The sequence below is a fragment of the Agromyces fucosus genome, assembly GCF_004134865.1.
Lineage (GTDB): Bacteria > Actinomycetota > Actinomycetes > Actinomycetales > Microbacteriaceae > Agromyces > Agromyces fucosus.
This window is the reverse complement of sequence record NZ_SDPO01000001.1, coordinates 839,009-858,408: the sequence shown is the minus strand read 5'-3', so window position 1 is coordinate 858,408 and position 19,400 is coordinate 839,009. Positions and strand designations below refer to the sequence as shown.

Genomic DNA, 19,400 nt, shown 5'->3' with positions numbered 1-19,400 from the left:
CGCCGTCAGCGCAGATGCGGAAGCACGTCGGCCGCGATGAGCTCGAGGTGCTCGAGATCGCGCAGGTCGACGAGCTGCAGGTAGACGCGCTCGGCCCCGAGCTCGCGCAGTCGCAGCACCTTCTCGACGGCGGCCGCGGGAGAGCCGGCGATGTTGACGCCGGCGAACGTCGCCGGGTCTTCGCCGATCGCCGCGAGCCGGCGCTGGTAGTCGGCATCGGAGGTCGCGACCACCGTGGGCAGCGCGACGCTCATGCGCATCGATTCGGGGTCGCGGTCGATGTCATCGCATGCCCGCCGCACCCGGTCGAACATGCCGGCGACGACGGCCTCGTCGCGGAACCCGATGTTGAACTCGCTCGCGAACCGGGCGGCGATCGCCGGGGTGCGCTTCGGCCCCGAGCCGCCGATGATGATCGGCACGACGGTCTGCGCCGGCTTCGGAAGTGCGGGGGAGTGCGCGAGGCGGTAGTGCTCGCCGGCGAAGTCGTAGTGCTCGCCGACGGGAGTCGACCAAAGGCCCGTGACGACCTCGAGCTGTTCCTCGAGCATGCCGAAGCGCTTGGCGGGGAAGGGGATGCCGTAGGCCTCGTGCTCCTCGGCGAACCACCCGGTGCCGAGCCCGAGCTCGACCCGGCCGCCCGACATCGCGTCGACCTGTGCAACCTGGATCGCGAGCACCGACGGGTGCCGGAACGTCGCCGAGGAGACGAGCGTGCCGAGCCGGATGCGCCGGGTCTCCCGGGCGAGCCCGGCGAGAGTGGTCCAGGCATCCGTCGGACCGGGGAGGGGATCGCCGTCGCCCATCGCGAGGTAGTGGTCGGAGCGGAACCATCCGTCGAAGCCGAGTCGCTCGGCGGCGCTCGCCTGCGCGAGCTGGTCGTCGTAGCTCGCGCCCTGCTGCGGCTCGGTGAAGATGCAGATCTCCATTCCGCGCCGCCTACGCCTCGTCGCCCAGCGCCGCGAGCACCTCGTCGTGGAGGGCGCCGTTGCTCGCGAGCGCGCTGCCGTGCCACGGCCCGGGCTCGCCCGTGATCGCCGTGAAGCGGCCGCCGGCCTCCTCGACGATGGGGATGAGTGCGGCGAGGTCGTACGGCTTGACGTCGAACTCGCCCGTGATGTCGATGAGCCCCTCGGCGAGGAGCATGTACGACCACAGGTCGCCGTAGGCCCGGTCGCGCCAGACGCGCTCGGAGAGCGCGAGCAGGCGGTCGAGGTAGCCCGCGTCGCGCCACTGGGCGAGGCTCTGGAAGCTCAGCGAGGCGTCGGCGAGGGAGGCGACGCCGGAGACCTGCAGGCGACGGGCCCCGGGCACGGATGCCTCGCCGCCGGCGGTGTCGGCATCGCTCGTGCCGGCGTCGCTCGCTCCGGCCTCTGCCGCCGACGTCGTGGTCCAGGCGCCGAGTCCGGTCGCCGCCCACCAGCGGCGGCCCATGGCCGGGGCGGATGCCACGCCGACGACCGGCACGCCGTCGATCGCGAGCGAGATGAGCGTGCCCCACACCGGCACGCCCCGCAGGAAGTTCGCGGTGCCGTCGATGGGGTCGATGATCCACTGCCGCGCGCCGTCGCCCTCGGTGCCGAACTCCTCGCCGAGGATGCCGTCGTCTGGGCGGGCCGCGGCGAGGCGCTCGCGGATCGCCCGCTCGACGGCGAGGTCGGCCTCGGTGACAGGCGAGCGGTCGGGCTTCGTCTGCACGTCGAGGTCGATCGCGCGGAACCGCCCGATGGAGACCGCGTCGGCAAGGTCGGCCAGTTCGAGGGCGAGCGCGAGGTCGGAGGTGAGCTGGTCAGCGGAGTCGGCGGTCACTCGATCAGGCTATCGCGGGCGATCATGGAGAGCGGACCTCGTCGCGACGCGCCGATCTCCGGCTCGATTGGCGCAACAGCGCATTCTCCTGATACTGTGATTCCTCGGTTCGGGTTGTTGAAAATCCGGGCCGAAACAACGCAGTATGCACCTCTAGCTCAATCGGCAGAGCAACTGACTCTTAATCAGTGGGTTCTCGGTTCAAGTCCGAGGGGGTGCACGATAAAGCCTCGAACCTCTCGCCGGGTTCGGGGCTTTTTCATTTCCCGGGGTACCGCATCCGACAGGTACCGGTGGCGCTTCGCGTCGCCGTGTCAGTCGTCGAAGCCGCGTGCGGTCAGCGCGTCCCCGAGGTGCTCGGCGGTCTGCAGCGCCCGCACGATGACGGGTACGGCGAGCGCCACGACCGAACCCTCGGCGCCGCGCGCCTTCCTCGCCTCGAGCACCTCGCGCACGATGTCGGCGAGGAGCGGGACGCACCTGATCGTCAGCGCGAGCGTGAGCCCCACCCGGTCGGGGTCGATCCAGCGACGGAACGGGCGGAGCAGCGCCTGCATCGCGTCGAGGGTCGCCGTCACGGGCGTCGTGAGCGTGTACAGCGCCGCGAGGGCGACGGCGAGCACGAGACGCACCGCCATCGTCGCAGCGGCCTCCCAGCCGCCGAATACGACCTGCACGGGCACGGCGAAGGCCAGGAGCCAGAGGACCGGCACGATCTGCCGCCAGACGAGCCCCACGGGCAGCCATGCGACGAGGAAGAGGGCGACCACGAGGCCCGACGCCACGGCGAGGGCGACGAGCGAGGTCTGGAGGGCGATCACCGTGACGAGCACGGCGAGCAGGCCGAGCTTCGCGAGCGCCGGCGCCCGATGCACGAGCGAGCGTCCGGGATGGAACACCCCGATCATCGCGGGCTGCCGATGAGCTCGCGATAGGTCTCGAGCGCCACCTCGGGCCGATCGTCGGCGACGACTCGCCCGGCCTCCATCACGATGACGCGGTCGAAGCCGTCGAGCAGCTCGAGCTGGTGGCTGACGACGACGAGCTGCTGCGGCAGCTCGGCGAAGTGCTCGCCGACGAGGCGCGCGTTGCGTGCGTCGAGCAGCGTGGTCGGCTCGTCGGCGACGATCACGGCCGGTTCTGCGACGAGCACCGAAGCGAGGGCGAGCAGCTGCTTCTGCCCGCCCGAGAGGCGGTGCGCCGGTCGGTCGGCCAGCTCGTGGAGTCCGAACCGGTGCAGGGCCGCCTCGACGCGCGCCGCGGCATCCGCTCGCTCGAGCTTGTGCCGGCGCAGCGTGAACGCGACGTCCTCGCGCACCGTGGGCATCACGATCTGGTTGTCGGCGTTCGTGAACACGAAGCCGACGGTGCGGCGCACCTCGCGCGCATGCCGGGCGAGGTCGAGCCCGCCGACGGTGACGCGGCCGGCGGTCGGCGTGACGAGGCCGTTGATCATGCGCGCGAGCGTCGACTTGCCCGAGCCGTTCGCCCCGACGATGCCGATACGGTGCTCGCGGAGCACGAGCGAGACGTCGTCGACGACGCGTTCGGCATCGAACTCGTGGCTGACATGGTCGAAGACGATCTCGTTCATTGCATCCGCTCCACGATCATCGCGATTCCCTGGCCGCCGCCGATCGAGCACGCGGCGAGTCCGGGGCGGGCGTCGTCCGACGCGAACATGCGGGCGGCGAGGCGCACGAGCAGCACGGCCCCCGAGGCGCCCCACGGATGCCCGAGCGCGATGGCACCGCCGTCGCCAGAGATGATCGACTCGTCGAGCGCGAGCTCGTCGCTGACCGCGAGGAGCTGCGCTGCGAACGCCTCGGTGATTTCGACGAAGCCGAGCTCAGGTGGAGCGAGGCCGGCTCGGGTGAGGGCGAGGCGGGCGGCGGGTGCGGCGCCGAGGCCCGGCAGCGCGGGATCGCTGCCGGTGACGGCGGCCGCCACGATGCGCAGCGCGGGGAGGCCGAGGTCGCGTGCGGTTCGGCCGGTCGTGACCGCCATCACCGCGGCGCCGTCGGAGAAGCCGCAGGAGTTGCCCGCGGTGACGGTGCCCGTCGTGCCCACCGTCGTGCCCACTGCGGCGCCGGCGTCGGGGTCGGTCTCGGAGACGACGGCGAAGGCAGGGGCGAATCGTGCGAGCCGTGTCACGTCCATCGATGCTCGCGGGCGGTCGTCTCGCGCGATGCCGCCGACTTCGACGATCTCACCGTCGAAGACGCCGTTCGACTGGGCAGCGGCGGCGCGTGCGTGCGACCGTGCCGCCCAGGCGTCCTGGCGTTCACGGGAGATGCCGCGCAGGGCGGCGAGTCGATCGGCGGCGGGGCCCATGTCGGGATCGGGGAACCCGACCGGCGCGAACGGGGCGCGCGTGTAGCGATCGCCCGACTCCGGCCAGAACCGGTGCGGCGCCGTCGATGCCGACTCCGCGCCGCCGGCGAGGAACAGCTCGCCCTGACCTGCCCCGACCCGCGTGGCCGCCTGCATGACGGCGTCGAGACCCGAACCGCACTGCCGATCGACCGTGACGCCGGGCACCGAGTCACCGAGTCCGGCCCGCAAGGCAGCGACGCGAGCGAGGTCGCCGCCCGGTCCCATGCAGTTGCCGAGCACGACGTCGTCGATCGGCAGACCGCTCGGCGCGACGGTCGCTGCGACCTCGGCGAGGACCGGGGCGGCGAGCGCGTCGACGGTGAGCGCGGCCAATCCTCGTCCCGCCGTGCCGATCGCGGTGCGCAGCGGGGCGACGATCACGGGTGCCGAGCGAGCGTCGCCGACGGGGGTCATGCGTTGCTCCGTTCGGAGGTCGACGGATGCGACGGGTGCGGCGCGCCGAGGGTTCCCGCCGCGAGCGCGGCGCGGAGGATCCCGCGTGCAGGCTTGCCCGAGGCGGTCGTCGGAACGGCGCCCACGAACCAGCGCCGCGGCAGTTCCGCCGCGGGAATGTGCTGCCGTGCGGCGTCGATGACCGCCGAGGCCTCGGTCGCGGCGTCGAGCTCGACCACGGCGACGATGCGTTCGCCGAGCAGGTCGTGCGGCTCGCCGAGCACGACGGCGGCCACGACCCCGGGCAGCGCGAGGAGGCGCGCCTCGAGGTCTTCGGCGAGCACGGTCGCGCCCGCGGTCGTGATCGCGGCGTCGCCGCGACCGACGATGCGGAACGCGTCGGCGCCGATCGGTTCGGCGAGGTCGCCGACGGTGGCGAAGCCGCGGTCGTCGCGGCGGAGCATGCCGCCTCCGACGACCCCGAGCGCGAGGTAGGGGGAGCGTGCCCAGAGCTCCGGACCGGCCGCGGTCGGCCGGAGCTCGACCTCGACGCCCGGGAACGGCTCGAGCGAGTCGCCGCGGCCGACGGCCACGAAGGAGAGTTCGGCGGCACCGTAGTACTCGGTCAGGCGGATGCCGCGAGCGGTCGCTCGTGCGCGCAGCGACTCGCTCAACGCGGCGCCGGCGACGATCGCCGCGGGAGGTGGTGCGTCGACCTCGAGGAGCCGTGCGAGACGCGTCGGGGTCGCGTGCACCGCGCTCGCTCCGACGACCTGGTCGCCGACCGTGGCGCCGAGCCAGAGCGCATGGAGGGCCGCGTAGAGGTGCATGGAGACGTGAAGCGGTCCGGTGACGGCGATGCGGTCGCTCGCTCGGAGCCCGGCGACCTCGGCGAGCGGGGCCGCAGAGGCGAGCCAGGAGGCGTTCGTCCGGGCCACCGCTCGTGGCATACCCGCTGGGTCCGACGAGCCCGAGGTGAGCACCGCGAGCTCGGTTCCGGGCGGCAGCTCGCTCGAGACACGCACCGCATCGGCGGAATCGCCGCCCACCAGTACCGGGCGCCCACGCTCGAGACAGGCGAGCACGAGCGTGACGAGCCCGACGGGGTCGGTGCCGGCCGGGCAGGCGACCACGTCGTCGCCGCTCGGCAGCCGTGCTGCGGCGACCGCGTCGGCGAGCTCGCCGTAGCGCACGGCGTCGCCGCCGAACGCGAGGGCGATGCCGCCGCGCGGTCCCCGCAGCCAGTCGCTCACGCCGAGCGGTCCGTCGGCTCCGGAGCGGTCGCGGCGGAAGCCTGGTCGGTGACGATGGCTCCCGACCGAGCCCACGGCCACGACTTCGGCTCGATGAGCCCCGGCCATGCGCGGTGCACGCCCTTCGCCACGAGCACCGTCACGACGACCTTGAGGAGGTCGCCCGGAAGGAACACGGTGGAGCCGATCAGTGCGACGTCGAGGGGCGTGCCGGTGATCAGGGCGAAGACGGGCACCCCGACGAGGTAGATGGCGACGATCCCGCCGAGCGCGGTCCAGGCGAGCGCCGGCACGATCGGGTACCGGGGCAGCAGCCGTGCGGTCGCCCAGCCGATCACGGCGGCGCCGAGCAGCCAGCCGACGAGGTATCCGACCGACGGCCCGACGAAGACGCCGAGACCGCCCCGGCCGCCCGAGAGCAGCGGCAGGCCGGCGGCGACGAGCGCGATGAAGAGGAGCACTGAGAGCGTTCCCTTCCGTGCTCCCAGGATGGCGCCGGCGAGCATGACGCCGAGCGTCTGGAACGTGATCGGCACGGCGGCGCCGCCGATGGAGAGCGCCCCGGGCAGGCCCAGTGCGGCGATGAGGGCGGCGAACACGGCGATCTGCGCGAGGTCGCGGGCGCTGCTCCTCCGCGGGCGGGCCGGCGGGAGCGGCGCACTCGACTCGATCGTGCTCGGACCGGTGCTCGGAGTGGTGCTGTGGGCGGAGCTCAACGGGTTCCCCTCTCGTGGCGTGCGGGCGATTGCCCGTAGATCACGCTACGAGGAGCGGGGGAGCCGATTCCCGGATCGCGGTACAAGAATGCGGGGCCGATTTTGGAGCGCGAGGTCCGCTCCGGTGAAACCCAGCCTGCGGACGCGGCTACCGGCTCAGGCGGCGCGAGCCTCGAGGGCCGTCGCGGCACCGATCGTCGGCAGCGCGGCGGCCTCGACCTGGGCGGATGCCTCGGCGAACTGCTCGTCGGCCGTGACCTCGACGGGCGCAGCAGCCTCGGGCTGCGCGGTCTCGACCGGGTCGGCCCAGACGATGAGCGGCGCAGGCTCCCAGCCGAGCGCGAGGGTCTCTTCGCCGGCCGGCACGACGACGGCGACGGAGTCGCGCTCTTCGAGGATGGCGCGCGTGAGCTCGGCCGCGATCTGGTGCGTGAGCATCGCGTGGAAGATGCGGTCGGTGTCCCCGTCGGACTTGCGCACGAGCGACCAGCCGCCGCCCGGCCCGATGAATTCGGACAGCCGCGAGTTCAGCAGCTCGAAGATGTGCTCGCCGCGAAGATCCGCCGCTGAAGGGTGCGGGGTCGGGGCGGCAACATGGGCGGAGGCCTGGGCGGCAAGCCGTGCACGGCGCCAGCGGCGGAACATCGGTGACACCTCTCGTGGGTTCTTCTCGGGTCGTTCGTCCCAGTTTCGGGCACGCTGGAGCGGATTGCGAGTGACACGCCGCGCAACGCCGTCGCGGGGTCGTTATTCGCCGATCTCGCCCTGCTTGGTCTCCTCGGCGACCGTGCCGATGGCGATCGCGAGGCTCGCGGCCCACGACACCCACATGAGCAGGAGGCGCCAGTCGCGGGGTCCGGAGGCGGTGGTCTTCACCACGCCGATGCCACTGATGATGGCGCTGATCACGGCGCCGCTGAAGAGGTACTTGCGCATGTCGCAACGCTACCGTGCCGTTTCCGGGGGCTGAGAGACATCCGTGAATCTGACCGATCGTGCAGGAGCTGACCGATCGGTCAATTACCGTGGACGTATGCCCACCGATGCATCCGTGCCCCCCCGCGTGCGCGCCAGCGACGAACTGCGCCAGGCGGCACTCGAGCAGTTCGCGACCGTCGGCTTCGCCGCGAGTTCGCTGCAGCAGATCGCCGACCACGCCGGCTACTCGAAGTCCAGCGTGCTCTACCACTACGCGTCGAAGGAGGCGCTGCTCGAGGCGGCGATCGGCCCGTCGATCGACCGGCTCGAGTCCCTGCTCGGGGACTTCGTCGCTGGCGGCCGCTCGGCGGCTGCGCAGGCGGTCTTCATCGAGCGCTTCGTCGACTTCCTGCTCGGCAATCGGCTCGCCGTGCACACCTTCGTGAATCAGGGCCAGTCGCTCCGGGGGCTGCCGGTCATCGAACGTGCGAACACCGCCATCCGCGGTCTCGCCGACTCGATCTGCGCCGACGACGCGAGCCTCGCCGAGCAGATGCGCTTCGGCGTCGCGCTCGCGGGCGCCACGTACACGCTCGTCGCCGGCGCCACCTTCCTCGACGACGACGAGCAGCAGTTCGCCGACGCCGACGTGCGCGACGCGCTGATCTCCGTGCTCTCCGAACTCCTGCTGACGGCCGACGGCCGCCCGACCCGATAGGCCCGCCCATGGCTCTCCTCCTCCACCGCATCGGCCGCTTCGCGTTCCGCCGCGCCTGGTACGTCATCGTCGCGTGGGTGCTCCTGCTCGGCGGCCTGCTGGGCACGGGTCTCGCGCTCGGCGGCCAGCTGCAGGACTCCTTCGCCATTCCCGGCACCGAGTCGCAGACCGCGATCGACCAGCTCGCCGCCGTGTTCCCCGAGACCGCCGGCGCGTCCGCCAAGGCCGTCGTCGAGGCGCCCGACGGCGAGACGGTGGAGGCCGCCTCGGCGCGCGATGCGATCGAGGCGATGGAGACCGAACTCGAACAGGTCGACGGCGTCGCGAGCGTGCTCGGTCCGTTCGACGAGTACGCGGGCGACCAGGTCTCGGGCGACGGTCGCACCGCCTACATCCAGATCCAGTTCGACGGCCCGGTCACCGACGTGGCGCCGGAGTCACTCGAGGCGGTCGAGGCGACCGGCGAGCTCGGCAGCGATGCCGGTCTCACGGTGGCGTTCGGGGGCGACGTCTTCCAGGAGACGAGCTTCGGGCTGACGATCACCGAGGTGTTCGGCGTGCTGTTCGCCGCCGTCGTGCTCATCATCACGTTCGGCTCGCTCCTCGCGGCCGGCATGCCGCTGCTCACCGCCCTCGTCGGCGTCGGCGCGGCCTTCGGCGGCATCTCGATCGTGGCCGCGTTCACGACGGTCTCCTCGACCGCGCCCATGCTCGCCGTCATGATCGGGCTCGCGGTCGGCATCGACTACGCGCTCTTCATCCTGTCGCGGCATCGGAACCAGCTCGCTCGCGGCCAGGACCCCGAGGAGTCGGCCGCCGAGGCGGTCGCGACGGCGGGCGGCGCCGTGGTCTTCGCAGGACTCACCGTCATCATCGCGCTGCTCGGGCTCCTCGTTGTCGGCATCCCGTTCCTCAGCGTCATGGGCGTCGGAGCGGCCTTCGCCGTGCTCATCGCCGTGGCGGGCGCCGTCACGCTGCTGCCGGCCCTGCTCGGCGTCTTCGGCCGCAAGCTCGTGCCGAAGCCGGGCAGCCGGGCTCACCGCCGCGCGAACGCCGACGACGACAGCGGCAAGCGCACGATGGGCCGCCGCTGGGTCGACCTCGTGCTGAAGGCTCCCGTGGCGTTCGTCGTGATCGTGGTGGGCCTGCTCGGCGCAGCCGCCGTGCCGGCCCTCAGCCTCGACCTCAACCTCCCGAACGGCTCGGGCACCGAGGGTTCGAGCCAGCGCGAGGCCTACGAGATGATCGAGGACGGCTTCGGGCCGGGCTACAACGGCCCGCTCATCGTCACCGTCGACATCACCCAGACGACCGACATCTTCGGCGACCTCGACGCCATCGGCGCCCGCATCGGCGAACTCGACGACGTCGCGTTCGTCGGACAGGGGCTGCCGAACGCGACCGCCGACACGGCGATCATCCAGGTGATCCCCGAGAGCGCTCCGGATGCTCCGGCGACGAAGGTCGTCGTCGAGAACATCCGCGAGCTCGAGCCCTCGATCACCGCAGACTTCGGCACGCCCATCGCCGTCACCGGCTACACGGCCGTCGCGATCGACATCTCGAACCGGCTCGCCGACGCGCTGATCCCGTTCGCGCTCATCGTCGTGGGGCTCTCGATCGTGCTCCTGCTCATGGTGTTCCGCTCGGTGTTCGTGCCGATCAAGGCCGCCCTCGGCTTCCTGCTCTCGGCGTTCGGCGCGATCGGCGTCACCGTTGCGATCTTCCAGTGGGGATGGTTCGCCGACCTGCTGCACGTCGAGCCGGGTCCGATCCTGAGCTTCCTGCCGATCCTGCTCATGGCGGTGCTGTTCGGCCTCGCCATGGACTACCAGGTGTTCCTCGTGTCGGGCATGCGCGAGGAGTACGTGAAGACGGGCGACGCTCGCAAGTCCGTCGTGCACGGGTTCCAGCACGCCGCACGCGTCGTCACGGCCGCCGCGCTCATCATGTTCTTCGTCTTCTTCGCCTTCGTGCCCGAGGGCGCCGGCGTGATCAAGGGCATCGCGTTCGCGCTCGCCGTGGGCGTCGCCTTCGACGCGTTCCTCGTGCGCATGACGCTCGTGCCCGCGGCGATGGCACTCGCCGGCAACGCCGCCTGGTGGCTGCCGAAGTGGCTCGCGAAGGCACTGCCGAACGTCGACATCGAGGGGGAGGGGCTGCGCACCCACCTCGAACAGGAGGAGTGGGCCGCATCCCGCCCGGCCGCCGTGAACGCCGAGGCCGCCGTCTTCGGGCTGCCCGAGCGGCCGATCGGCCCGCTGAACGTCGAGGTGCCCGCAGGCGGCGTGCTCGTCGTGCAGGGCGACGCCGTCGCTCGCCGGGTCGTCTCGGCGACGCTCGCGGGCCGGCTCGCGCCGGTCGGAGGGCGCCTCGCGGTGCTCGGCTCGCCGCTGCCGTCCGGCGCGGGCACCGTCATGCGCGGTGTCGCGATCGCCGAGGTCGCAGCAGATGCGGCGACGGGCGGCACGGTCGGAGAGCTCATCGCCGCCCGCCTCGACGCCACGCGCCCGTGGTACCGCATCGCCCCGTCGAACGGCCTCGTGCGCACCTGGACCGAGCGGGCGGCCGCTGCGGCCGGCCACGGCCCCGACGGGCCGCGGTTCACGACCGAGACCCCGCTGTCGGCCCTCGGCGTCGAAGCCCGCACGCTCGTCGCCGTCGCGGCGGCGCTCGCCGAACGGCCGAAGGCGATCGTCATCGACCTCGACGACGATCCGGGTTCGGCCACGGGCGGCCTCTGGCACGCGCTCGCCGCGCTCGTGCCCGCCCAGGTCACCGTGATCGTCGGCCTCGGCACCTCGGCCGTGTCACCCGCGGTCTCGCCGCAGCTCGCGGCCCGCGGCATCCGCACCCTCGAACCCGTCTCGCCCGCCCAGGAGGCCCTCCGATGAGCACCCGACTCTCCCGACTCTTCGGCTCCACCCCGGGCCAGCGACGCGTGCGCTTCGGCGTGCTGGTCGCGGCGGTCATCGCCGTGCCGCTCGCGGTCGCCGGACTCGTGTCGGGCGCCGTCGGCAACGGCGGCGACAACCTCGAGCAGATTCCGGCCGTCGTCGTGAACAACGACGAGATGGTCACGATGACGCTGCCCGACGGCACCGAGCAGCCCGTGCTCGCGGGTCGCCTGCTCGTGACCGAGCTGACAGACCCCGAGACCTCCGGGTTCCAGTGGACGATCTCGAACGACGAGGAGGCCGCCGACCTGCTCGCCTCGGGCGACGCGTACGCGGTGCTGACGATCCCGTCCGACTTCTCGGACTCGGTGACTTCGCTTTCGAGCGCCGACCCGACGCAGGCGAACCTCGACATCCGCACCGACGACGCCCACGGCTACCTCGCCGGCTCGGTCGCCCAATCGGTGGGCGACGCGATGTCGGCGACCTTCGGCCGAGAGCTCACCGCGCAGTACCTCGAGGGGTTCTACACGAACCTCGCGACGATGGGCGGCTCGCTCGGCGACGCCGCCGACGGCGCGACGCAGCTCTCGAGCGGTGCCGGCTCCCTCGCCGGCGGGCTCACCACCCTCTCGAGCGGAGTCGCCTCCGCGACCACGGGCGCAGCGGATGCCGCGAGCGGCGCGCACCAGTACGCCGCGGGTGTCACGCAGTACACGCAGGGCGTCGACGGGCTGGCAGGCGGGCTCGGTCAGCTGAACGCCGGTGCCGCCGGGCTCGACGACCTGTCATCGGGAATCGCCGCGTACACCGGCGGGGTCTCCTCGATCAACACGAACTACGCGGCCCTACAGCCCGGCCTGCTCGGCCTCATCGACGCGAGCATCCCCGGCGGCGCCGCAAGCTGCGCAGTGGCACCGCTTCCTGATCCGCTGACGGACATCTGCGGCCTCCGAGCCGGAGTGACGGGCATCGGCGGCGGACTCGCCCAGCTCGACACGCAGGGTGCGACCCTGTCGGCATCGGCGTCGAGCGGTATCGACGGCGTCCAGGGCGGCATCGCCCAATCGGCGGACGGTGCCGCGCAGCTGGCCGGGGGATCGGCCGCGCTCCGCGACGGCGCCGACGGCCTCGCCACGGGCCTCGACAGCCTCGCCGGCGGACTCGGCGCACTCCAGGGCGGCGCGGCGGATGCCGCGAGCGGCGCGACGCAGCTCGCGAGCGGCGCCGACACCCTCGCCGCGGGCCTGGCCTCGGGTGCCGAGAGTGCGACCGCGCTCACCGACATCGACGCCTCCAAGACCGCCGACGTGATCGCCGAACCGGTCACGGTCGCCGCGTCCCGCGACCACGAGATCGTGGGCATCGGCGACGTCATCGGCATGCTCTTCGTACCGGTCGGCCTCTGGCTCGGTGCCCTCGCGCTCTTCCTCGTGTTCCGGCCGTTCGGGCGGGAAGCGCTTCGCTCCACCGCCTCGACCGGCGGACTCGTCTGGCGCACCCTCGCACGTGCCGGCCTCATCGCCCTCGCGCAGGCCGTCACGGTCGTGCTGCTCCTGCACGGCGTCATGGGCGCGTCGTGGAGCCTGCTGCCTCAGACGCTCGCCTTCGCGGCGCTGCTCGCCCTCGTGTTCACCTCGCTGCACGCGTTCCTGACGGTCTGGCTCGGGCGGGCGGGCCTGCTCATCTCGCTCGTGCTCGTCGCGCTGCAGCTCACGGCGTCGGGCGGCCTGTACCCGGTCGAGGTGCTGAGCGGGCCGTATCAGGTGATCAGCCCGTTCCTGCCGCTCACCTGGGCCGTGCAGGGCATGCAGTTCATCGTCTCCGGCGCAGGCGGGGGATCGGTCGCGATGGCGGCGGGAGTGCTCGTCGTCTTCGGCCTCGTGGGCGTGTTCGGCACGGCCATCGTGGTCGGTCGGCGCCGAGGCATCCGCTCGATCGGCTTCGCAGCGGCGGCGCTCGGCTGAGCCCCGACGCGCGACGCGCACGCATCGGGAACCGGCAAGGGCCGGGAGGTCGGCCGGGTCAGGCCGGGTTCAGCGCAGCGATCGCGCTCACCTCGATGAGCGCGCCCGGCACGCCGAGCCCGGCGACGAGCGCCGCGGTCACGAGCGGCGGAGTCCCTGTGCCGGCGAGTCGCGGTGCGATCGCCCCGTAGGCGGCGCCGAGGTCGGCGCCGTCTGCGATGAACACGGTCCACTGCACGACGTCGGCGAGCGAGGCGCCCGCCGCCTCGAGCGCGACGGCGGTGTTGTCGATGGACTTGACGGCCTGGGCGGCGACGTCGTCGGAGACGATGGCGCCGGTCTCGTCGACGCCGTTCTGGCCGCCGACGTAGATGGTCGTCGCGCCAGCGGGGACGACGGCGACATGGCTGAACGCCGGGCTCACCACGAGACCGGCCGGTTGGATTCGTGTGATCTCCATGCACGCATGGTCCCACCTGCCGCCGACAGCCGAGCCGAGTCCGGGCGGCTGTTAGCCTGAGCGGAGCGCGAGGAGGGACATCCGCTGTATGAACGCCCCTGAACCAGCACGCGACGATCTCTACGTCGACGCCGCCTACGACATGATCGTGGTCTCGAACCGCTTGCCGGTCGACTACCTGCAGGGCCCCGATGGGGAGACCACCTGGAAGAGCTCGCCGGGCGGGCTCGTCACCGCCCTCGAACCCGTGATGCGTGCCGCCGACGGCGCCTGGGTCGGCTGGGCCGGCGTCGCCGACCGCGAGTTCGACCCGTTCGAGCACGACGGCATCAACATCATCCCGGTGCCGCTCTCAGAATCGGAGCTCGAGGAGTACTACGAGGGCTTCTCCAACGACACCCTCTGGCCGCTCTACCACGACGTCATCGCGCCGCCGTCGTACCACCGGGAATGGTGGGACGCCTACGTGCGGGTCAATCGACGCTTCGCCGAGGCCGCTGCACGCGCGGCGTCGCCCGGCGCGGTCGTGTGGGTGCAGGACTACCAGTTGCAGCTCGTGCCGCGGATGCTGCGCGAGAAACGCCCCGACCTCGTGATCGGCTTCTTCAACCACATCCCGTTCCCGGCATACGGCATCTACTCGCAGCTGCCGTGGCGGCGACAGGTGCTCGACGGACTGCTCGGCGCCGACGTCATCGGCTTCCAGCGTGCCGCCGACGCCGGCAACTTCACGCGCGCGGTGCGGCGCCTCTTCGGGTACGCCACCCGTGGCAGCGTCCTCGACGTGCCCGGCCCCGACGGCGAGGTGCGGCACGTCGTCGCCCGCCAGTTCCCGATCTCGATCGACTCCGCCGGATTCGAGGAGCTCGCGCGGCGACCCGACGTGCAGGCGAGGGCCCACGAGATCCGCGAGAGCCTCGGCAACCCCGAGACGATCATGCTCGGCGTCGACCGCCTCGACTACACGAAGGGAATCCGGCACCGGCTGAAGGCCTTCGGCGAGCTGCTGCGCGACGGCCGGCTCTCGGTCGAGGACGTCACGCTCGTGCAGGTCGCGAGCCCGTCGCGGGAACGCGTCGAGACGTACCGCCAATTGCGCGACGAGATCGAGCTCATGGTCGGGCGCCTGAACGGCGACCACTCGACCCTCGGCCACCAGGCGATCGCCTACCTCCACCACGGCTATCCGCGCGAGGAGATGGTCGCGCTCTACCTCGCCTCCGACGTCATGCTCGTGACGGCTCTGCGCGACGGCATGAACCTCGTCGCGAAGGAGTTCGTGGCCTGCAGCTTCGACGACGACGGCGTGCTCGTGCTCAGCGAGTTCACCGGGGCATCCGACGAACTGCGCCAGGCGATCCTCGTCAACCCGCACGACATCGAGGGCCTGAAGGACGCGATGGTCGAAGCGGCGCACATGCCGCGCAAGGAACGCGCCCGGCGCATGCGAGCGCTCAGGCGCCGCGTCCGCGAGAACGACGTCGCGAAGTGGTCGTCGACGTTCCTGAAGACCCTCACCGGCGCGGGCATCATCGCTTCCGGTGTCCCCGACGGGTTGGATGCCGCGATCACGCGTCTGGCCCGCACCGATCGGCTGCTCGTCGCCCTCGACTTCGACGGCACGCTCGCGCCGCTCGTCGACCGACCAGAAGACGCGCGCGCGACCAATCGCGCCCGCGCAGCGATCGAACGTCTCGCGGCGACCGACGACACGAGGGTCGCGATCGTCTCCGGGCGCGCGCTCGAGAGCCTGAAGGAGGTCGCCGATCCGCCCGCAGGGACGCTCATGAGCGGTTCGCACGGCGTCGAGCTGCAACTCGACACCGGCGGCGTCACGATCGACCTCCGGGATGCCGAGCTCGCGGCCCTCGAGCACCTCACCCGGGTGCTCGACGAGGTCGCAGCGGGCGTCGACGGCGCGTGGGTGGAGTGGAAGCCGGCGGGCCTCGCGCTGCACACGCGGAAGGTGGCACCGGATGCCGCGAGCGACCTGCAACGCGCAGCGAAGGCCCGCGTCGAAGCCGAGATCCCCGAATTGACAGTGCGCGGCGGCAAGGGCGTGATCGAGTTCTCGGTGCGCCCGAGCGACAAGGGGGAGGCCCTCACCCGGCTCCGCCAGCACGCGGGTGCCAGCGCCGTCATGTACGTCGGAGACGACGTCACCGACGAGGACGCGTTCGCCGCACTCGAGTCCGAGGACCTGGGCGTGAAGGTCGGCCAGGGTAGATCGCTCGCGGCCCACCGCGTACGCAGCCCCGAAGACGTCGCCGACCTCCTCGAGCGCCTCGCCGAGGCCCGTGAAGCGACGCACGGGGGCCCCTCGCGCTGGCCATAGACTCGTTGCATGTCGGAGTTCGATCCCAAACCTCGTAGCCGCACCGTCACCGACGGTATCGAAGCCATGACCAGTCGGGGCATGCTCCGAGCCGTCGGCATGGGAGACGCCGATTGGGACAAGCCGCAGATCGGCATCGCGTCCTCCTGGAACGAGATCACCCCCTGCAACCTGTCGCTCGCCCGTCTCGCGCAGGCCGCGAAAGAGGGCGTGCACGGCGGCGGCGGCTACCCGCTGCAGTTCGGCACCGTCTCCGTCTCCGACGGCATCTCGATGGGCCACGAGGGCATGCACTTCTCCCTCGTCTCGCGTGAGGTCATCGCCGACTCCGTCGAGGTCGTCATGCAGGCCGAGCGCCTCGACGGATCAGTGCTGCTCGCGGGTTGCGACAAGTCGATCCCCGGCATGCTCATGGCTGCCGCGCGTCTCGACCTCGCCTCGGTGTTCCTCTACGCGGGCTCGATCGCGCCGGGCTGGGTGCGACTGTCCGACGGCACCGAGAAGGACATCACGATCATCGACTCGTTCGAGGCGGTCGGCGCGGTCAAGGCCGGCACCATGAGCGCAGAGGACGCGCACCGCATCGAGTGCGCGTTCGCGCCGGGCGAGGGCGCCTGCGGCGGCATGTACACCGCCAACACCATGGCCTCGGTCGCCGAGGCCCTCGGCCTCTCGCTTCCGGGCTCGGCATCGCCGGCGTCCGCCGACCGCCGCCGCGACTACTACGCGCACCGCTCGGGCGAGGCCGTCGTCAACCTCCTGAAGCACGGCATCACCGCGCGTCAGATCCTCACGAAGAAGGCGTTCGAGAACGCGATCGCCGTCGGCATGGCCCTCGGCGGCTCCACGAACATCGTGCTGCACCTGCTCGCGATCGCTCGCGAGGCCGAGGTCGACCTCACGCTCGACGACTTCAACCGCATCGGCGCGAAGGTGCCGCACATCGGCGACCTGAAGCCCTTCGGCAAGTACGTCATGAACGACGTCGACCGTCGCGGCGGCGTGCCAGTGCTCATGAAGGCGCTGCTCGACGCGGGCCTCCTGCACGGCGACGTGCTGACCGTCACGGGCAAGACGATGGCCGAGAACCTCGAGGAGCTGAACCTCCCGCCCCTCGACGGCGAGGTGCTGCGCACGCTCGACAACCCGATCCACGAGACCGGCGGGCTCACGATCCTGCACGGTTCCCTCGCACCCGAGGGAGCGGTCGTGAAGACCGCCGGTTTCGACGCTGCCACGTTCGAGGGCCCTGCGCGCGTGTTCGAGCGCGAGCGATCCGCCATGGACGCCCTCACGGCGGGTGAGATCAAGGCCGGCGACGTGGTCGTCATCCGCTACGAAGGACCCAAGGGCGGCCCCGGCATGCGCGAGATGCTCGCCATCACCGCGGCCATCAAGGGCGCCGGGCTCGGAAAAGATGTACTACTCTTGACGGACGGTCGATTCTCAGGCGGCACAACCGGCCTCTGCATCGGCCATCTGGCACCCGAAGCGGTGGACGCAGGTCCCATCGCCTTCGTGCGCGATGGTGATCTCATACGGGTCGATATCGCAGCTCGTTCCATCGACCTACTGGTCGACGATGCCGAGCTGGCTGCCCGCCGTGAAGGCTGGGCTCCGCTTCCCCCGCGCTATACCCGTGGCGTCCTCGCGAAGTACTCGAAGCTCGTGCGTTCCGCCGCAGAAGGCGCCACGACGGGCTGAGTGCTGCGTTTCCCGCACACACCGTCCACCAGAACAGGAACCGAATGACCACGGAATCCAGTCCCGTGCCATCGCCCGCATCAGTGCCCTCCGGCGCTCCCGTGGAGATCACGGGCGCCGAGGCGGTCGTCCGTTCACTCGAGATGCTCGGCATCACCGACGTGTTCGGCCTCCCCGGCGGCGCGATCCTCCCCGTCTACGACCCGCTGCTCGACAGCAAGAAGCTCCGGCACATCCTCGTTCGCCACGAGCAGGGCGCCGGTCACGCAGCCGAGGGGTACGCCTCCTCGTCCGGCAAGGTCGGCGTCGCCATCGCGACGTCGGGCCCGGGCGCGACGAACCTCGTCACGGCCATCGCCGATGCTCACATGGACTCGGTGCCGATGCTCGCGATCACCGGTCAGGTGTTCTCGAACCTCATGGGCACCGACGCCTTCCAAGAGGCCGACATCGTCGGCATCACGATGCCGATCACGAAGCACTCCTTCCTGGTGAAGGATGCCTCGGAGATCCCGGCGACCATCGCGGCGGCGTACCACATCGCCTCGACCGGCCGACCGGGCCCCGTGCTCGTCGACATCACGAAGGACGCGCAGCAGGCGAAGGCCGTCTTCCGCTGGCCGCCGAAGATCGACCTGCCGGGCTACCGGCCGATCACGAAGGCCCACGGCAAGCAGGTCGCGGCTGCCGCCCAGATGCTCGCCGAGGCGAAGCGCCCGGTGCTCTACGTCGGCGGCGGCGTGATCCGCGCAGGTGCCTCCGAAGAGTTGCTCGCCCTCGCCGAGACGACGAACGCGCCGGTCGTGACGACGCTCATGGCCCGCGGCGCCTTCCCCGACTCGCACCAGCAGCACCTCGGCATGCCCGGCATGCACGGCACGGTCCCCGCCGTGATCGCGCTGCAGGAGGCCGACCTCCTCATCGCCCTCGGTGCTCGCTTCGACGACCGCGTGACCGGCAAGGCGGCGCTCTTCGCGCCGAACGCCAAGGTCGTGCATGTCGACATCGACCCGGCGGAGATCTCCAAGATCCGTGTCGCCGACGTGCCCATCGTGGGCGACGCGAAAGACGTGCTCGTCGACCTCGAGGCCGCCTACCGCGACGCTGTCGCGGGCGCGACCGGCACTCCCGACCTCGACGAGTGGTGGGCGACGCTCGACGGACTCCGCGCGGAGTTCCCGCTCGGGTTCTCGACGCCCTCTGACGGACTGCTCGCTCCGCAGCAGGTCATCCAGCGCATCGGCGAGCTCACCGGACCCGAGGCGGTCTACGCCGCGGGCGTCGGCCAGCACCAGATGTGGGCCGCGCAGTTCATCAAGTACGAGCGCCCCAACTCGTGGCTGAACTCGGGCGGCGCCGGCACGATGGGCTACGCCGTTCCCGCGGCGATGGGCGCGAAGGTCGCCGAGCCCGACCGCGTGGTCTGGGCGATCGACGGCGACGGATGCTTCCAGATGACCAATCAGGAGCTCGCGACCTGCACGTTGAACAAGATCCCGATCAAGGTCGCGATCATCAACAACTCCTCCCTCGGCATGGTGCGCCAGTGGCAGACCCTGTTCTACGACGGCCGGTACTCGAACACCGACCTGAACACGGGCCACGACAGCGTGCGCATCCCCGACTTCGTGGCACTCGCCGAGGCGTACGGCGCGCTCGGCATCCGGGTCACGAAGGCGGAGGAGATCGACGACGCCATCAAGCTCGCGCTCGAGACGAACGACCGCCCCGTGGTGATCGACTTCGTCGTCTCGGCCGACGCGATGGTGTGGCCGATGGTGCCGCAGGGCGTCTCGAACAGCTACATCCAGTACGCCCGCGATCACTCGCCGGCCTTCAGCGAGGAGGACTGAC

Annotated in this window: 16 protein-coding genes and 1 tRNA gene; 7 read left to right on the top strand and 10 right to left on the bottom strand. The window is 71.5% G+C overall.

All coding sequences use genetic code 11. The features are described from left to right. Positions 1 to 5: 5 nt before the first annotated feature. Together ESP57_RS03955 and ESP57_RS03950 are read right to left on the bottom strand one after the other, a co-directional pair. On the bottom strand, positions 6 to 929 hold the full coding sequence (locus ESP57_RS03955) for an LLM class F420-dependent oxidoreductase (protein ID WP_129230610.1): 924 nt from the start codon (positions 927 to 929) through the stop codon (positions 6 to 8). A 10-nt stretch (positions 930 to 939) separates the two neighbouring features. Next, positions 940 to 1,809 (bottom strand): inositol monophosphatase family protein, encoded by an 870-nt coding sequence (locus ESP57_RS03950; RefSeq protein ID WP_129230609.1) that lies wholly within the window; start codon positions 1,807 to 1,809, stop codon positions 940 to 942. A gap of 147 nt (positions 1,810 to 1,956) precedes the next feature. Between ESP57_RS03950 and ESP57_RS03945 the strand changes: the two genes are divergently transcribed. Then, a tRNA-Lys gene (locus tag ESP57_RS03945) sits at positions 1,957 to 2,029 on the top strand. A gap of 94 nt (positions 2,030 to 2,123) precedes the next feature. Here ESP57_RS03945 and ESP57_RS03940 read toward each other — a convergent pair. From ESP57_RS03940 to ESP57_RS03910, 7 genes are all read right to left on the bottom strand, one after another. Further along, positions 2,124 to 2,717 carry an energy-coupling factor transporter transmembrane component T family protein gene (locus ESP57_RS03940; RefSeq protein WP_056009825.1) on the bottom strand — a complete coding sequence of 198 codons (594 nt, stop codon included), beginning with the start codon at positions 2,715 to 2,717 and terminating at the stop codon, positions 2,124 to 2,126. Further along, the gene (locus ESP57_RS03935) at positions 2,714 to 3,403 is read right to left on the bottom strand and encodes an energy-coupling factor ABC transporter ATP-binding protein (RefSeq protein ID WP_129230608.1); all 690 of its coding nucleotides are present in this window, start codon (positions 3,401 to 3,403) and stop codon (positions 2,714 to 2,716) included. Before ESP57_RS03935 ends, ESP57_RS03940 begins: the two co-directional genes overlap by 4 nt. Continuing rightward, positions 3,400 to 4,599 (bottom strand): thiolase family protein, encoded by a 1,200-nt coding sequence (locus ESP57_RS03930; protein ID WP_129230607.1) that lies wholly within the window; start codon positions 4,597 to 4,599, stop codon positions 3,400 to 3,402. The genes ESP57_RS03935 and ESP57_RS03930 overlap by 4 nt, the downstream gene beginning before the upstream one ends. Continuing rightward, the gene (locus tag ESP57_RS03925; protein ID WP_165877362.1) at positions 4,596 to 5,831 is read right to left on the bottom strand and encodes a long-chain fatty acid--CoA ligase; all 1,236 of its coding nucleotides are present in this window, start codon (positions 5,829 to 5,831) and stop codon (positions 4,596 to 4,598) included. Before ESP57_RS03925 ends, ESP57_RS03930 begins: the two co-directional genes overlap by 4 nt. Then, entirely contained in the window at positions 5,828 to 6,547 is a 720-nt protein-coding gene (locus ESP57_RS03920; RefSeq protein WP_235507699.1) for a biotin transporter BioY, read from the bottom strand. Before ESP57_RS03920 ends, ESP57_RS03925 begins: the two co-directional genes overlap by 4 nt. Positions 6,548 to 6,703: 156 nt before the next feature. After that, entirely contained in the window at positions 6,704 to 7,192 is a 489-nt protein-coding gene (locus ESP57_RS03915) for a hypothetical protein (RefSeq protein WP_129230605.1), read from the bottom strand. A 102-nt stretch (positions 7,193 to 7,294) separates the two neighbouring features. After that, on the bottom strand, positions 7,295 to 7,483 hold the full coding sequence (locus ESP57_RS03910) for a hypothetical protein (protein WP_056009815.1): 189 nt from the start codon (positions 7,481 to 7,483) through the stop codon (positions 7,295 to 7,297). 97 nt (positions 7,484 to 7,580) lie between these two features. On the opposite strand from ESP57_RS03910, the gene ESP57_RS03905 reads away from it, so the two are divergent. The 3 genes from ESP57_RS03905 to ESP57_RS03895 are packed head-to-tail and all read left to right on the top strand — an operon-like array spanning position 7,581 to position 13,047. Then, positions 7,581 to 8,183: a TetR/AcrR family transcriptional regulator gene (locus tag ESP57_RS03905; protein ID WP_129230604.1), complete on the top strand. Its 603-nt coding sequence runs from the start codon at positions 7,581 to 7,583 to the stop codon at positions 8,181 to 8,183. An 8-nt stretch (positions 8,184 to 8,191) separates the two neighbouring features. Then, on the top strand, positions 8,192 to 11,077 hold the full coding sequence (locus tag ESP57_RS03900) for an MMPL family transporter (RefSeq protein WP_129230603.1): 2,886 nt from the start codon (positions 8,192 to 8,194) through the stop codon (positions 11,075 to 11,077). Next, on the top strand, positions 11,074 to 13,047 hold the full coding sequence (locus ESP57_RS03895; protein ID WP_129230602.1) for a YhgE/Pip family protein: 1,974 nt from the start codon (positions 11,074 to 11,076) through the stop codon (positions 13,045 to 13,047). The genes ESP57_RS03900 and ESP57_RS03895 overlap by 4 nt, the downstream gene beginning before the upstream one ends. Before the next feature lie 58 nt (positions 13,048 to 13,105). Here ESP57_RS03895 and ESP57_RS03890 read toward each other — a convergent pair whose 3' ends face one another. Beyond that, positions 13,106 to 13,507: a RidA family protein gene (locus ESP57_RS03890; RefSeq protein ID WP_129230601.1), complete on the bottom strand. Its 402-nt coding sequence runs from the start codon at positions 13,505 to 13,507 to the stop codon at positions 13,106 to 13,108. Between the two features lie 88 nt (positions 13,508 to 13,595). Here ESP57_RS03890 and ESP57_RS03885 point away from each other — a divergent pair, with 88 nt between their 5' ends. From ESP57_RS03885 to ESP57_RS03875, 3 genes are read left to right on the top strand one after another with little or no spacing between them, the layout of a single operon-like run. Continuing rightward, a complete protein-coding gene (locus tag ESP57_RS03885; RefSeq protein ID WP_082571341.1) occupies positions 13,596 to 15,842 on the top strand; it encodes a bifunctional alpha,alpha-trehalose-phosphate synthase (UDP-forming)/trehalose-phosphatase in 2,247 nt (748 codons plus the stop codon). A gap of 9 nt (positions 15,843 to 15,851) precedes the next feature. Next, complete coding sequence (gene ilvD / locus ESP57_RS03880) at positions 15,852 to 17,546, top strand: dihydroxy-acid dehydratase (RefSeq protein WP_056009804.1); 1,695 nt, start codon at positions 15,852 to 15,854, stop codon at positions 17,544 to 17,546. 44 nt (positions 17,547 to 17,590) lie between these two features. Then, the gene (locus ESP57_RS03875; RefSeq protein WP_129230600.1) at positions 17,591 to 19,399 is read left to right on the top strand and encodes an acetolactate synthase large subunit; all 1,809 of its coding nucleotides are present in this window, start codon (positions 17,591 to 17,593) and stop codon (positions 19,397 to 19,399) included. Position 19,400 lies beyond the last annotated feature (1 nt).